Source organism: Rhizobium sp. AN5, assembly GCF_900215255.1.
Classification (GTDB): domain Bacteria; phylum Pseudomonadota; class Alphaproteobacteria; order Rhizobiales; family Rhizobiaceae; genus Agrobacterium; species Agrobacterium tumefaciens.
On sequence record NZ_OCMJ01000004.1, the window covers coordinates 545,170 to 559,456 of the forward strand.

The following is a 14,287-nucleotide window of genomic DNA, read 5'->3' on the forward strand; positions in this document are numbered from 1 at the left end:
AACATTGCTGTCCCATGCCGCTTGCGGCAGGACTGGCGCAGGCCGGAGACCGCCATTTCCGCCTGCGCCAATTTTCTTTTTGGATCTGATGGTCTGTCAGACATCCACGCCGTAGGATTGCAGATCCTGCTTCAGCTTTTCCGCCCCGGTAAAATGCACCGCCTGCCAGCCGGCGGCCTTGGCGCCTTCGACATTAACAAGCGTATCGTCAATGAAGATGCTTGCGGCAGGGTCGAGACCAAATTCCTTCGCGTGCAGCTCGTAGATCGCCACATCCGGTTTCAGCAGCTTCACATCGCCAGAAACCGTCACGCCGCGCGGCAGGGTGAGGAAGGGGAACATCTTCTGCGCTTCGCGGAAGGTATCGGAGGCGAAGTTGGTCAGCATCGTCACGTCGTGACCGTTGTCGATAAGGCCGGTCATGATCGCGACGCTGTCGTCATAGGAATGCGAGACCATCTCATGCCAGAACTTGCGGAAGGCGCGGATATGCTCTTCCCGCTCGGGAAACCGCTCCATCAGCAGCGCCTCGGCGTCTTCCCAGCCGCGTCCGCGATCCTGCTCGAGGTTCCAGTCATGGGTGCAGACATTCTCGAAGAACCATTTGCGCTCGTCAGCATCGGGAATGAGGCGGCTATAGGGAATATGCGGATCGTAGTGGATCAGTACCTTGCCGATGTCGAATACGATATGCTCAATCTTGGTCATCGAAACTTCCTGCTTTCATCGAATGCGGATGGAATAGCCTGTGCGATGACTTTTTTCATCACCGTCGGCAAGGCTTGCGCGTCAAGATTTGTAACCGGCTCCCACCATCCGTCATCCGGGCCGGTTTCGAGCCCATCCGGCGCCTGTGCCCGATAGACGGTGAGCCGCAGCTCGAAATGGGTGAAGACATGCACGATGACGCCCGCCGCTTGCCAAGACGCGGCAAAAGGCGCGTGGCTCGTGTCGGTGCCGCCGTCCACGCGGGCGGTCCATGCCGTTGTCGGCACCTCCGTCATGCCACCGAGAAGGCCGCTTTCGATGCGCCGCCGAAGCAGAATTTCGCCGCTTGTATTCACCGCCACGAAGGCGGCTCCCAGCCGCACCGGTTTTGCCTTTTTCGCTGCCTTGACCGGAAACCGCTCCGGCTCGTCATGGGCAAGCGCCAGACAGCCGCCGTTGAACGGACAGAGCGCGCAGGCAGGGCGCTTCGGCGTGCAGATCGTCGCGCCGAGATCCATCATCGCCTGCGCAAAATCGCCCGGCCGGTCGGAAGGCGTAAGCTCCGCCACCTTCGCCTTCATGGCGGGTTTCGAGCCGGGCAGGGGTGCATCTATGGCGAAAAGGCGGGAGATGACGCGCTCCACATTACCGTCCATCACCGCCGCCTGCCGGTTGAACGCAATGGCCGCCACGGCAGCAGATGTATAGTCGCCGATGCCGGGCAGCTTCTTGAGGCCCTCTTCGGTATCGGGAAAGACGCCGCCATGGTCTTTCGCCACGGCTTCCGCACATTTTTTCAGATTGCGGGCGCGGGCGTAATAACCAAGTCCCGCCCATGCAGCCATCACATCCTCAACCGGTGCCGCCGCCAGATCGCTGACATCAGGCCATGTCGCGAGGAACTTCAGGAAATAGGGTTTGACCGCCTGCACCGTCGTCTGCTGCAACATCACTTCAGAGAGCCAGACATGATAGGGATCGGCACGTTTTCCTTGTGCCGCCATGGCCGGCGAGGTGCGCCAAGGCAACTCGCGATGGTGGCGGTCGTACCATGCAAGCAGCATCTGCGCGTGCGATGACGGGGCGGTTTTTTGAAGCATGTTTGCCGTTTCTCTTCGATTCGGCCTATAGTTGGGCCATTCATACCGACCTATCAAGAAGCTCCGGACTGTCCGGTCCTGAAACCCGAGTGAAAAATGCGATATCCACGCAAAGGCGTCATCCAGATTGCCGAAATAGCCAATGGCATCATGGATCCCCTCCTGTCGAAACGGGCGGGCATCAACACGGCGCTGCTCGGCTCGTGGGATGAGATCGCCGGCGATGACTTCGCCGATTGCACGCGACCGGAAAAGATCACCTGGCCGCGTCGCGACGAGGGGCCGGATCGCGGCGGTTACCAGCCCGGCGTGCTGACGATTGCCTGCGAAGGCGCGCGCGCTCTGTTCCTCACCCATGCACAGGGCGAGCTCATCGCCCGCATCAATGGCTTTTTCGGCTTTCCGGCGGTACGCCAGATCAGGATCGTGCAGAAGCCGGTATCGCAGCCCGTTTCCCGCCGGCGAAAGCCGCCGCCGCTGCGCGGTGATGCGGCAAAACGTCTCGACGATATGATGGACGGCATCGAGAGCGAAGCGCTGCGCAAGGCAGTGGAAAGGCTCGGCACGGCGGTGATGCAGAAGAAGAAGCCGCGGGGCGGGACGATTTGATGTCGCGCACGGTCCTTGACTGGTCACAATTCTTTGACAAGAAGAGTTCAAAACCCCGCTTGTGATGAACAGGCCGTCGCTATATCGGAATCAACAGACAATAGAGTCTATTACCAACAGGTGCTTTCATGCATTTTTCCGAACTGACCATTTCCCGTCGCAGCCTTCTCGGCGGCGTTGCACTTGCTGCCCTTGCCACGGCCCTGCCGTTTGCCTTCACGCCGGGCGTTGCCCAGGCGCAGGAATTGCCTGAATCCACCGGTGACGTGGATATGGCTGCGGTGTTGAAGCCCGGTCCGCTGCCGGAAGCGGCGCTCGGCGATGCGAACGCACCCGTCAAGATCGTCGAATATATGTCGATGACCTGCCCGCATTGCGCCAATTTCCACAACAAGACCTTTGACGAGATCAAGAAGAAATACATCGATACGGGCAAGGCCTATTTCGTCATCCGCGAATTCCCGTTCGATCCGCGTGCCGCCGCTGCCTTCATGCTGGCGCGCTGCGCACCGGAAGGACAGTATTTCCCGTTCGTTTCCATGCTGTTCAAGCAGCAGCAAAGCTGGGCAACAGCCCAGGATGCCCGTGCGGCTCTGCTGCAATTGTCGAAAATGGCCGGTTTCTCACAGGAGTCTTTCGAGGCCTGCTTGACGAACCAGAAGCTTCTGGATGATGTGAACGCAACGATGCAACGCGGTGCGACGGAATTCGGCGTCAACTCCACGCCGACTTTCATCATCAATGGCAAGAAATACGCGGGAGACATGTCGGTTGAAACCATGTCGGCTGTCATCGACAAGCTGCTCTGATCGCCGAACCCTTGAAGGAACGGGCGGCGGATATTTCCGTTCGCCCGTTTTTTATTGCCGTTATTTCAGGCGGAGCAGGGCGGCATGAAGTTCAACAAGCTCCGCGTCGTCGGTTTCAAATCCTTCGTTGAACCCTCGGAATTCATCATCGAGCCGGGTCTGACCGGTGTCGTCGGTCCCAATGGTTGCGGCAAGTCCAATCTGGTCGAAGCGCTTCGCTGGGTGATGGGCGAAAACTCCTACAAGAACATGCGCGCATCCGGCATGGATGACGTCATCTTCTCCGGTTCCGGCAATCGCCCGGCCCGCAACACCGCCGAGGTCGGCCTTTATCTCGACAATTCCGATCGCACCGCGCCCGCCGCCTTCAACGATGCCGATGAAATTCAGGTGACGCGCCGCATCGAGCGCGAAAACGGGTCGGTCTATCGCATCAACGGCAAGGAAGCGCGCGCCAAGGATGTGCAGCTTCTGTTTGCCGATGCCTCCACCGGCGCGCGTTCGCCCTCGATGGTGGGGCAGGGGCGTATCGGGGAACTCATCAACGCCAAGCCGCAGGCCCGCCGCCAGCTTCTGGAAGAGGCGGCCGGCATTTCCGGCCTGCATTCCCGCCGCCATGAAGCGGAGCTTCGCCTGCGCGCTGCCGAAACCAATCTGGAGCGGCTGGAGGACGTGACCGCCCAGCTTGAAAGCCAGATCGAAAGCCTGAAACGCCAGGCGCGGCAGGCCAACCGTTTCAAGATGCTGTCGGCGGATATCCGTGCCCGCGAAGCGACCTTGCTGCATATCCGCTGGGTAGAAGCCAAGGAAGCCGAAGGCGAAGCGGAAAGCGCGCTCAATCAGGCCACCAACATCGTTGCCGAAAAGGCGCAGGCGCAGATGGAGGCGGCCAAACAGCAGGGCATTGCCAGCCTGAAGCTGCCGGAACTGCGCGAGGATGAAGCGCGGGTCGCTGCCGCCCTGCAACGACTGCAGATTGCCCGCACCCAGCTGGATGACGAGGCGAACCGCCTGCTGCGCCGCCGTGATGAGCTGGCGCGCCGTCTGTCGCAGCTTGGCGAAGACATCGTTCGCGAAGAACGGCTTGTCTCTGATAACGCCCAGATCCTTGCGCGGCTCGATGAGGAAGAGGCAGACCTTCTCGAAATCCTCGCCGATTCCGGTCGCCATGCCGAAGAGATGCGCGAAGCCTTCGAGGCAGCTGCCGCGAAACTGACCGAAAGCGAAACCGTTTTCACTGCCATCACCGCCGAGCGCGCCGAGGCCGCCGCCGGGCGCCAGCAGCTGGAACGGGCGATCCGCGAGCTTTCCGATCGTAAACTCCGGCTGGAACGCCAGTCGCAGGAGGCATCCTCCGAGATCGATGCCGTCGATGAAAAACTCTCCGGCCTTCCCGATCCTTCGGAGCGCCGCGAGGCGGTCGAGGCAGCCGAGATCGCGGTGGAAGACGCGCTGATCGTGGCGGAGGAGGCCGAAGCCGCCGTTGCCGAGGCGCGTTCCGCCGAAGCGCTGGCGCGCGGCCCGCTGGAAACGGCGAGAAACCGGCTGAACGCTCTGGATACGGAAGCGCGCACCATCACCAAAATCCTGGCGGCCAGTGCTGCCGCCAATGGCAGCTTCACGCCGGTGGCGGAAGAAATGACGGTGGAACGTGGTTTTGAGGCAGCGCTTGGTGCAGCCCTGGGCGACGACCTCGAAAGTGCCCTTGATCCCGCTGCTCCCGCCTATTGGGCCGGCAATGGCGATGGTGTGGGCGATCCCGCTTTGCCGCAGGGCGTGAAGCCGCTTCTGAACTACGCGCAGGCGCCGGACGCATTAAGGCGCGGTCTCGCCCAGATCGGCGTTGCAGCCGACACTTCGGAAGCCTTGCGCCTGATGCCGTCGCTGAAGGCCGGCCAGCGGCTGGTGACGCGCGAGGGCGCGCTGTTTCGCTGGGATGGCCACATCGCCAGCGCTGATGCGCCGGGAGCCGCCGCCCTTCGTCTGGCGCAAAAGAACCGGCTTGCCGAAATCGAGACGGAACTGGATGAGGCCCGTTTCAGTCTGGAGGAGGCCGAAGAACAGCTCTCCATCAGGACCGACGACATCAGAAGCGCCGAGTTGCGGCTTTCGGAAGTGCGCGACAGAAGCCGGCTGGTGACGCGTCATCTTGCCGAGGCACGAGAGGCGCTGACATCAGCCGAACGCGCCTCGGGCGATCTTCTGCGCCGCCGGGATATCGTCTCGGAAGCGCTGAACCAGATCGGCGCGCAGATCGACGAGATCGTCGTTCAGGAAGAAAACGCCCGCATCGAAATGGAGGACGCACCGGATCTTTCCGCCCTTGATCTGCGCCTGCGTGAAAGCCAGCTGGAAGTCGCCACAGACCGTGGCCTGCTGGCAGAAGCGCGCGCCCGCCACGAGGGGGTGAGCCGCGAGGCGGAAAGCCGCCAGCGCCGGCTTCAGGCAATCGCGCAGGAGCGGTCCACCTGGGCATCTCGGGCCGCCAGTGCCGCCGATCACATCGCCACCCTGCGTGAGCGTGAGGAAGAGGCGCGCGAGGAAATCGCCGAGCTGGACATTGCGCCCGAAGAGTTCGACGAGAAACGCCGCAACCTCCTGACCGAGCTTCAGAAAACCGAAGACGCCCGCCGTTTGGCCGCCGACCGGCTGGCGGAGGCGGAAAACCTGCAACGCGCCGCCGACCGGGTTGCCACCACTGCCCTTTCCGAACTGGCCGAAGCCCGTGAAAAGCGCGGTCGCGCCGAAGAGCGGCTTGTTTCCGCCCGCGAGAAGCGACAGGAAACCGAACATCGCATCCGCGAAACGCTGAATACCGAGCCGCATATGGCGTTGCGCCTGACAGGCCTTGGTCCCGACCAGCCGAAGCCCGATATTCGCGATGTCGAGCGCGATCTCGACCGGCTGAAGATCGAGCGTGAGAGGCTGGGCGCCGTCAACCTGCGTGCCGAGGAAGAGCAGGCGGAGCTTTCTGCCAAGCTCGCGGCCCTCATCAAGGAACGCGACGATATCATCGACGCGGTGCGCAAGCTGCGCGCCGGCATCCAGAACCTCAACCGCGAAGGCCGTGAACGGTTGATTGCGGCTTTCGATGTGGTCAATTCGCAGTTCCAGCGGCTTTTCACCCATCTGTTTGGTGGCGGCACGGCGGAATTGCAGCTGATCGAATCCGACGATCCGCTGGAAGCCGGCCTGGAAATTCTCGCCCGTCCTCCGGGCAAGAAGCCGCAGACCATGACGCTGCTTTCCGGTGGCGAACAGGCGCTGACGGCCATGGCGCTGATCTTTGCGGTCTTCCTCACCAATCCCGCACCAATCTGCGTGCTGGACGAGGTGGACGCGCCGCTCGACGACCATAATGTCGAGCGCTACTGCAACCTGATGGACGAAATGGTGGCCTCCACCGAAACGCGTTTCGTCATCATCACCCACAATCCCATCACCATGGCGCGCATGAACCGCCTCTTCGGCGTCACCATGGCCGAACAGGGCGTGTCGCAACTGGTTTCCGTGGATTTGCAGACTGCCGAGCAACTGCGCGAAGCCGTCTGAGTTTCCCGTTCCGGACTTGCCCCTTAAGCCTTGTCCATCGCGAATTTATCTGGCCGCATCACCCATTCGGGTGGGCGACAATGCGCGGCATTTTGCTATGTCTTTTTGAAAGGAATTTGGGCTCTTTCCAGACCCCCCATCCGGTTTCCTGTACCGGATGGAAAGCCTTGCGAGGTCGCTGCCGTGGCCTCGCAAGGCTTTTTTTTGGTGTTATGCCTCGCGTCCCTCGTTCCTGTACCAGTCACAGGAAACCAGCCGACTTGCCGCCCTCTTACACCGGCACCAACCGCAGCCGCGTGCCCCACGGATCAATCGCTTCCACAACCTTGTTTTCCATCTCCACCAGCACATAACCGGCCGCCCGCAGCCGCGTTTTCTGCGCTTCAAGGTCCGTGGGATTTTTGATGGCGAGAGAGAACCAGTCGAGGCCGGTTTCGGTGGCGTTGCGCTCTTTCGCGTCCCGGCTATTCCATGTGTTGACGGCCAGATGGTGGTGATATCCGCCCGATGACAGGAAGGAGGCATCCGAACGGGCATCCTGCGTTGGTTTGAGACCAACGGCTTCCTCGTAAAAAGCGCGTGCGGTGGCAATCTCGCCGACCCGCAGGTGGATATGGCCGATGCGCATGCCGGAAGGTGCGGCCTCGTAATCGCTCTTTTTGGTGTCGGTCAGCGTTACGAGATCATCGACGTCGAGCGGTTCGGTCCCCATTTTAACCACGCTGCCGCTCCAGACCCATGTGTCCTTCGGCCGGTCGCTGTAAACCTCGATGCCGTTGCCTTCGGGATCGTTGAGATAGACCGCTTCACTGACATTATGGTCGGCAAATCCCGACAGCGGCACCTGCCTCAAGGCCGCATGTACCAGCCATCGAGCGAGATCCTTGCGGGTGGGCATCAGATAGGCGATGTGGAACAGGCCGGCTGAGGTGGGGCTTTCATAATCCGCCGTTGGCTTGTGAACGAGATCAAGCAGGGGAACGGCGCCGGCGCCTAGCGTCACGCCCCGTGCGTTGCGCGCAACCTCATTCAGCCCGAGCACGGAACGGTAATAATCGATCATCGGATCGAGATCGCGCACCCGAAGCGCCGCCTGACTGACATGCATCGGCGTGGTCAGCGCAAAGGGAAGGACGGTGCCTGCACTTGCTGCGGGTGGGTCGCCTTCTGCTCTAAGAGCACCGGCAAGGGCGGTGGCGGCGCAAGAAATTCCGGCAAATTTCAACGTGTGGCGGCGAGTAAATTGCATGAATAATCTCTTTTTGGGCGATGTGGATGGCTTAGGGAACACTCCGTTTCTGCGCACTACACGAATGCGTCAGTAACGCTGTTATTTTGCTTTTGCGGCAATTCTGGCGCGCAATTCGCCGCAATTATGCTGCACTGCGATGTAAACTGGACGTTGTGGCGTTTCCAACATGCCGCCAATGCTGTAGATGATAGAAAAATGACAACGCTTCTGGGTGGAGAGCGTGGAATGAAAAAGTGGGTTTATACCTTCGGCAACGGTGCTGCCGAAGGCCGGGCAGGTGACGTTGCTATATTGGGCGGCAAGGGTGCAAACCTTGCCGAAATGGCAAGTCTCGGCCTTCCCGTTCCCCCCGGCCTCACCATCATAACCGATGCCTGCGCCCTTTATCACAAGAACGGCCGCGATCTCCCCGAAGAGCTGAAGCTGCAGGTCATGGCCGGCCTTCACGGCATGGAAGCCGTAACCGGCAAGACATTCGGCGGCAGCCAGACGCCGCTGCTATTGTCGGTTCGATCAGGCGCGCGTGCCTCCATGCCGGGCATGATGGACACGGTGCTCAATCTCGGCCTCAACGACCGAACGGTGCAGGCGCTGGGCCACGATGCGGGCGACGCCCGTTTCGCCTGGGACAGCTATCGCCGCTTCATCCAGATGTATGCCGATGTCGTCATGGGTCTCGACCATGAGCTGTTCGAGGAAATTCTCGAAGACGAGAAAGGCCGGCTCGGCCATGAATACGATACCGATATGTCGGCGGTCGAGTGGCAGCATGTCGTTGCGCTTTACAAGCAGCTGATCGAGGACGAGCTGGGAGAGGCTTTCCCGCAGGATTGCCATGTTCAGCTCTGGGGCGCGATCGGCGCAGTCTTTGCCAGCTGGACGAACCATCGCGCCGTGACCTATCGGCACCTGCACAATATTCCCGGCGATTGGGGCACGGCGGTCAACGTCCAGGCCATGGTCTTTGGCAACCTCGGCTCGTCATCGGCAACCGGCGTTGCCTTCACCCGCAATCCCTCCACCGGAGAGGCGGAGCTTTACGGTGAGTTCCTCGTCAATGCTCAAGGCGAAGACGTGGTGGCGGGTATCCGCACGCCGCAATCCATCACCGAGGCCGCGAGGCTGGCGTCGGGTTCCGACAAACCCTCCATGGAAAAGCTGATGCCGGAGGCTTTCGCCGAGTTCATGGTGATCTGCAAGCGGCTGGAGAACCACTATCGCGACATGCAGGATCTGGAATTTACCATCGAGCGCGGCAAGCTCTGGATGCTCCAGACCCGTTCCGGCAAGCGCACCACACGCGCCGCCATGAAGATCGCCGTCGATATGGTCGAGGATGGGCTGATTTCGCAGGAAGAAGCCGTCTGTCGCATCGAGCCGTCATCGCTCGACCAATTGCTGCACCCCACCATCGATCCCGGTATTTCCCGGCCCATCATCGGCTCCGGCCTGCCTGCCTCCCCGGGGGCGGCAACCGGCGAGATCGTCTTTACCTCGGAAGAAGCGGTCGCTGCGGAAGCCGAAGGCCGAAGCGTCATTCTGGTCCGCATCGAAACCAGTCCGGAAGATATTCACGGCATGCATGCCGCCGAAGGCATTCTGACGACGCGCGGCGGCATGACCAGCCACGCCGCCGTGGTGGCGCGCGGCATGGGCATTCCCTGTGTTACCGGTGCGGGTTCGATGCGTGTGGATATGCGCAACAAGGTGCTGATCGGCGTTGGCTGCATGCTGAAACGCGGCGATGTCATCACCATCGACGGCTCTTCCGGCCGGGTGATGAAAGGTGAAGTGCCGATGACGCAGCCTGAACTGTCAGGCGACTTCGGCAAGCTGATGCAATGGGCCGATAATCTGCGCCGTATGACGGTGCGCACCAACGCCGATACACCGGCCGATGCCCGCGCCGCCCGTGCCTTCGGTGCAGAAGGTATAGGTCTTTGCCGCACCGAACATATGTTCTTTGAAGGCGACCGCATTCATGTGATGCGCGAGATGATTCTCGCCGAAAGCGAAAAGGGCAGGCGGGCAGCGCTTGACCGGCTTTTGCCGATGCAGCGTTCGGATTTTACCGAGCTTTTCCAGATCATGCACGGCCTGCCGGTGACGATCCGCCTGCTTGATCCGCCGCTGCACGAATTCCTGCCGAAGAGCGATGGCGAGATCGTAGAGGTCGCCGCCGCCATGGGCATGCCGCAGACCGTATTCCGCCAGCGGCTGGATGCGCTGCACGAGTTCAACCCCATGCTCGGCCATCGCGGCTGCCGGCTTGCCATTTCCTATCCGGAAATTGCCGAAATGCAGGCGCGCGCCATTTTTGAGGCTGCGGTTGCGGCGGCGCGCATCACCGGTGCACCTGTCGTGCCTGAGATCATGGTGCCGCTGGTCGGCCTCCGGTCCGAACTCGATTACGTCAAGGCTGTCATCGACACGGTGGCCGCCGAGGTGGCGGAAGAGACCGGCATGACGCTCGAATATCTGACCGGCACCATGATCGAGTTGCCGCGTGCGGCGCTGCGCGCCCATGTGATTGCGGAAGCAGCGGAGTTCTTCTCCTTCGGCACCAACGACCTGACGCAGACGACCTTCGGCATTTCCCGTGACGACGCGGCGCGTTTCATCAACACCTATCAGCGCAAGGGCATTATTGAACGCGATCCGTTCATCTCGCTCGATTTCGACGGTGTGGGAGAACTGATCCGCATTGCCGCCGAGCGCGGCCGCCAGACGCGGCCGGAGCTGAAACTCGGCATCTGCGGCGAACATGGCGGCGACCCGGCCTCGATCCATTTCTGCGAGGATGCGGATCTCGACTACGTGTCCTGTTCGCCCTTCCGCGTGCCCATCGCGCGTCTTGCCGCCGCGCAGGCGACACTTGCCGCAAGGGCAAGGCAGGGTGAGACCGCCAGCAATGTCGCCTTCATTCCGGTCAGGGGTTTGGTTGGACGATGATCCGCCGCTCCACCACCACCGGCCGGTAGAACATGTCGCGGTTCATCTGCGCCTGCCAGGCGCGGTTGTCGGCGCGGCGGTCGAGATCAAGGTCCAGCAGGCATCCGGCCATCTGATCCGTACCGGTGCGGAAACCATAACCCCGGCATGTTGCCTCATCCCGCGCCCGGCGCTCTTCCGGCGTCAGCGTCTGGCAGGCGGTGAGCGCCAGCATGGCGGCAAGCGAACCTAAGACGATGGAAACGCGCATTTTGTTTCTCCCCGGAGCATGACAGGTGGACGGCACTTTTATGGCCGCGATTGATACGCCTGTTTTTACGCGGGGAAAAGCCGCGTCGGGGCGGAAAGTTGCATCGGGCGATTGTTGCAAGATTGGTCTTGCAGGCGGCCGCAGGATACGGTCGCCTGGAACGTTACTACACTCAGGCAGGAACCGCGTCGCGGTCATCGAGCGCCTCGATGTCCTTGGCGTTGTTGTAGACTGCCTCGTCCAGAATGCCTTCACGTTTGGCGACGATGGTGGGCACCAGCGCCTGACCGGCGACGTTGACGGCCGTGCGGCCCATGTCGAGGATCGGGTCGATGGCGAGCAGCAGGCCAACACCTTCGAGCGGGAGACCGAGCGTGGAGAGCGTCAGCGTCAGCATCACCACGGCACCCGTCAGGCCCGCCGTTGCGGCCGAGCCGAGCACCGAGACGAACACGATCAGCACATAGTCCTGAATGCCGAGCGGCACCTGGAAGAACTGGGCGATGAAGATCGCCGAAATCGCCGGATAGATGGCGGCGCAGCCGTCCATCTTGGTGGTGGCGCCAAGCGGCACGGCGAAGGCGGCATATTCGCGCGGCACGCCGAGGCTCTTTTCCGTCACGGTTTCGGTGACGGGCAGGGTGCCGATGGAGGAGCGCGACACGAAGGCGAGCTGGATTGCCGGCCATGCGCCCGCAAAGAAGCGCGATGGCTTCAGGCCATGGGCGAGAAGCAGCGCCGGATAGACCACGAAGAGAACCAGCGCCAGACCGATATAAACGGCCGCCGCATACCAGCCAAGCTGCGAAAGCGTTGTCCAGCCATATTGGTCAACGGCGCGACCGAGCAGGCCGATGGTGCCGATGGGCGTGAGGCGGATGACCCACCACAGGATCTTGCGCACGATGGTAAGCAGCGACTGGTTGAAGGCAAGGAACGGCTCCGCCGCCTTCCCCGCTTTCAGCGCCGCGACACCAAAGGCGATCGACACCACGAGCAGCTGCAACACGTTGAAGTTCAGCGACGTGCTGGCGGAACCGTTGTTGAGCTTGGTCGAAGCCTCAAGACCGAACACGTTGGCCGGCACGAGACCCTTCAGGAAGTCGAGCCAGGAACCCGTCGAGGAGGGGGCTGCTGCTGCCGTATTGGCAATCGCGGTGTTCACGCCCGGCTGAATGACGAGGCCAAGCACGATGCCGATGACCACGGCGATCAGCGCGGTGATGGCGAACCACAGAAGCGTCTGCCAGACGAGCTTTGCCGCATTGGAGAGGTTCTTGAGATTGGCGATGGAGGCGACGATGGCTGTGAAAATCAGCGGCGGCACCAAAGCGCGCAACAGCTGCACGAAGATGCTGCCGATAGTCTGTAGCGTCACGGAAAGCCAGTTCGGGCTGCCGGCTGCATCAGGGCCGATATTGCGCGCAACGAGCCCGAGCAGCAGGCCGATGACCATGGCGATCAGAACCTGAAAGCCGAAATTGCGATAAAAGGGTTTTGACCCGGATAAGCGGGCTGGCGTCGTTGCCTGTGACATGGCTTGTCTCTTTTTTATGCAAGAAAACGAGGATAATGCACTTTTTACACGCATTCTCGAAGGAAGGGACGAAGAATACGCCGATTTCCTCAGCAATTAAGGGATGAGCTTGCGTATTTGTTGCACTGCCGGTGCATTATTCTCTTAAGGGGAGATAATGCGGAAAAATATTCCGCTCTATCGTGGCCTTGGCCTTTCACGCGCTCAAAACGATGTCGGAGGCTCGAAGAGCGTTTGCGTTTGCCGAGGCCGTTGCGTTCCCACTCCGTCACCCCGGACCAGATCAGGGGTCCATTGCGATCAAGTCCTTGATCGCTGGAGGCTTCTTTCAGGATGCAGATGCGCCGTGGCTGGATGCCGGATCAAGTCCGGCGCGACTAAGGTGGGTTTACGCACTTTACCCGCAGATCAGACCCGTCCTTGTTTTCCTCACCGCAAATCCGGTCTATGACATCATATGCAGGTGATTCCCTTGCCAGATTTCGGGTGCAACGCTTTTACGCCAATGCGATCTAACGGATATCCGCTTCCATGACTGTGCGTTTCGTCCGGCCTTTTTCAGTTGCAGCCTATCTTTCCCGCTATCTCGGTCTGGCGGCGCTGGCGCTTTTTCTTGTCGCCGCCGGCATCCACCGTTTCGGACCGTTGACGACGCCCGATCTCGTCGGCCTGCTGATGATTGCCGCTGGAATCGCTCTGGTGGCGATGCTTCTGGCGTTGGTTGGTCTTGAACGGCTGTGGACCACGGGTGCGCGCGGCGGCCTTTCTGCGCTTGCCGCGCTGCTGTTGTCGGCACTGCCGCTCGGCGTCGTCGGTTACGGCGCTTTTCTGTACTGGCAGCAGCCGAAGATTTACGACATCTCCACCGATCTTGCCGATGCGCCGGAATGGCTGGTGCCGCCCGTCGCTAACCAGCAATGGCTGACAAGACCCGCGGCCGTTTCCAAAGAGGACCGCGACGCGCAGGCGATGGCCTATGCGAGCCTTGCTGGACGCCGTTATGAAGGTGCGATAGACCGCATCTACACGGCTGCCAAAAAAATGGCCGCCGCCCAGAGCATCCGCATCACCCATACCAAAGGCGTCATCGGCACCGTGGAGCCGCCCTCCGTCGGCGTTCCCGAACAGGACAAGTCGCAGCCCACCGAGGAAGCGCCGGTAGAAGACCTGCCCTCCATAGTGCCGGTTCCCATGGCACGGCCGGTCGAGGCGCCGCAGCCCACCTTCTTTAACGGCAGCGGCGTGGTGCTGATGCAGGGCGAAACGCGCACGCGCATCTGGGGCCTGCGTTTCGACATCCTCATCCGCCTGAAAGAAGAGGCGGAAACCACGATCGTCGATGTGCGCGTTGCCTCCCGTTACGGCCCGCACGATCTCGGCATGGGTGCAGCAATCGCAGAGGCCTATCTCGATGCGCTGGATGCGGAAATGCAGGGCCTGAACGACAATTGAGGCCTAGTTTCCTTCTTCGTCATTCCGGCTCAAGGCCGGAACGACGGGAAATGCGACGGTGGTTGA

General features: G+C 61.2%; 10 protein-coding genes. 5 read left to right on the plus strand and 5 right to left on the minus strand.

All coding sequences use genetic code 11. The annotated features are described in order from the left end of the window. Nucleotides 1-96 precede the first annotated feature (96 nt). A complete protein-coding gene (locus tag CRP02_RS14965) occupies nt 97-708 on the minus strand; it encodes an HAD family hydrolase (RefSeq protein WP_097171599.1) in 612 nt (203 codons plus the stop codon). Further along, nucleotides 705-1,808: an A/G-specific adenine glycosylase gene (gene mutY / locus CRP02_RS14970; protein WP_097171600.1), complete on the minus strand. Its 1,104-nt coding sequence runs from the start codon at nt 1,806-1,808 to the stop codon at nt 705-707. Before mutY ends, CRP02_RS14965 begins: the two co-directional genes overlap by 4 nt. 96 nt (nt 1,809-1,904) lie before the next feature. Here mutY and CRP02_RS14975 point away from each other — a divergent pair, with 96 nt between their 5' ends. The 3 genes from CRP02_RS14975 to CRP02_RS14985 all read left to right on the plus strand — a co-directional run bounded on the left by CRP02_RS14975 (nt 1,905) and on the right by CRP02_RS14985 (nt 6,778). Next, nucleotides 1,905-2,417: a DUF721 domain-containing protein gene (locus tag CRP02_RS14975; RefSeq protein WP_097101776.1), complete on the plus strand. Its 513-nt coding sequence runs from the start codon at nt 1,905-1,907 to the stop codon at nt 2,415-2,417. A gap of 128 nt (nt 2,418-2,545) precedes the next feature. Next, a complete protein-coding gene (locus CRP02_RS14980) occupies nt 2,546-3,226 on the plus strand; it encodes a DsbA family protein (RefSeq protein WP_003511833.1) in 681 nt (226 codons plus the stop codon). A gap of 84 nt (nt 3,227-3,310) precedes the next feature. Beyond that, nucleotides 3,311-6,778 (plus strand): chromosome segregation SMC family protein, encoded by a 3,468-nt coding sequence (locus CRP02_RS14985; protein WP_097171601.1) that lies wholly within the window; start codon nt 3,311-3,313, stop codon nt 6,776-6,778. Nucleotides 6,779-7,049: 271 nt separating this feature from the next. Here the strand turns inward: CRP02_RS14985 and CRP02_RS14990 are convergent, their stop codons facing one another. Continuing rightward, nucleotides 7,050-8,027: a VOC family protein gene (locus tag CRP02_RS14990; RefSeq protein ID WP_097171602.1), complete on the minus strand. Its 978-nt coding sequence runs from the start codon at nt 8,025-8,027 to the stop codon at nt 7,050-7,052. A gap of 228 nt (nt 8,028-8,255) precedes the next feature. Here CRP02_RS14990 and ppdK point away from each other — a divergent pair, with 228 nt between their 5' ends. Further along, nucleotides 8,256-10,982: a pyruvate, phosphate dikinase gene (ppdK, locus tag CRP02_RS14995; RefSeq protein ID WP_097171603.1), complete on the plus strand. Its 2,727-nt coding sequence runs from the start codon at nt 8,256-8,258 to the stop codon at nt 10,980-10,982. On the opposite strand, the gene CRP02_RS15000 is transcribed toward ppdK, so the two are convergent. Then, nucleotides 10,960-11,232, minus strand: coding sequence for a hypothetical protein (locus CRP02_RS15000; protein WP_097101784.1), 273 nt, complete (start codon nt 11,230-11,232; stop codon nt 10,960-10,962). The genes ppdK and CRP02_RS15000 overlap by 23 nt on opposite strands. 172 nt (nt 11,233-11,404) lie before the next feature. Beyond that, nucleotides 11,405-12,769, minus strand: a complete 1,365-nt coding sequence (locus tag CRP02_RS15005) for a dicarboxylate/amino acid:cation symporter (protein WP_097171604.1) — start codon at nt 12,767-12,769, stop codon at nt 11,405-11,407. A 531-nt stretch (nt 12,770-13,300) separates the two neighbouring features. On the opposite strand from CRP02_RS15005, the gene CRP02_RS15015 reads away from it, so the two are divergent. Continuing rightward, entirely contained in the window at nt 13,301-14,221 is a 921-nt protein-coding gene (locus CRP02_RS15015; protein ID WP_097171606.1) for a DUF1499 domain-containing protein, read from the plus strand. Nucleotides 14,222-14,287: the final 66 nt, after the last annotated feature.

Bases quoted from the DNA above. Each gene is read 5' to 3' on its own strand.
- CRP02_RS15000 (WP_097101784.1), bottom strand. From the start codon at position 11,232: ATGCGCGTTTCCATCGTCTTAGGTTCGCTTGCCGCCATGCTGGCGCTC.
- CRP02_RS14985 (WP_097171601.1), top strand. From the start codon at position 3,311: ATGAAGTTCAACAAGCTCCGCGTCGTCGGTTTCAAATCCTTCGTTGAA.
- CRP02_RS14975 (WP_097101776.1), top strand. From the start codon at position 1,905: ATGCGATATCCACGCAAAGGCGTCATCCAGATTGCCGAAATAGCCAAT.
- CRP02_RS14980 (WP_003511833.1), top strand. From the start codon at position 2,546: ATGCATTTTTCCGAACTGACCATTTCCCGTCGCAGCCTTCTCGGCGGC.
- CRP02_RS14990 (WP_097171602.1), bottom strand. From the start codon at position 8,027: ATGCAATTTACTCGCCGCCACACGTTGAAATTTGCCGGAATTTCTTGC.
- CRP02_RS14965 (WP_097171599.1), bottom strand. From the start codon at position 708: ATGACCAAGATTGAGCATATCGTATTCGACATCGGCAAGGTACTGATC.
- ppdK (WP_097171603.1), top strand. From the start codon at position 8,256: ATGAAAAAGTGGGTTTATACCTTCGGCAACGGTGCTGCCGAAGGCCGG.
- CRP02_RS15005 (WP_097171604.1), bottom strand. From the start codon at position 12,769: ATGTCACAGGCAACGACGCCAGCCCGCTTATCCGGGTCAAAACCCTTT.
- mutY (WP_097171600.1), bottom strand. From the start codon at position 1,808: ATGCTTCAAAAAACCGCCCCGTCATCGCACGCGCAGATGCTGCTTGCA.
- CRP02_RS15015 (WP_097171606.1), top strand. From the start codon at position 13,301: ATGACTGTGCGTTTCGTCCGGCCTTTTTCAGTTGCAGCCTATCTTTCC.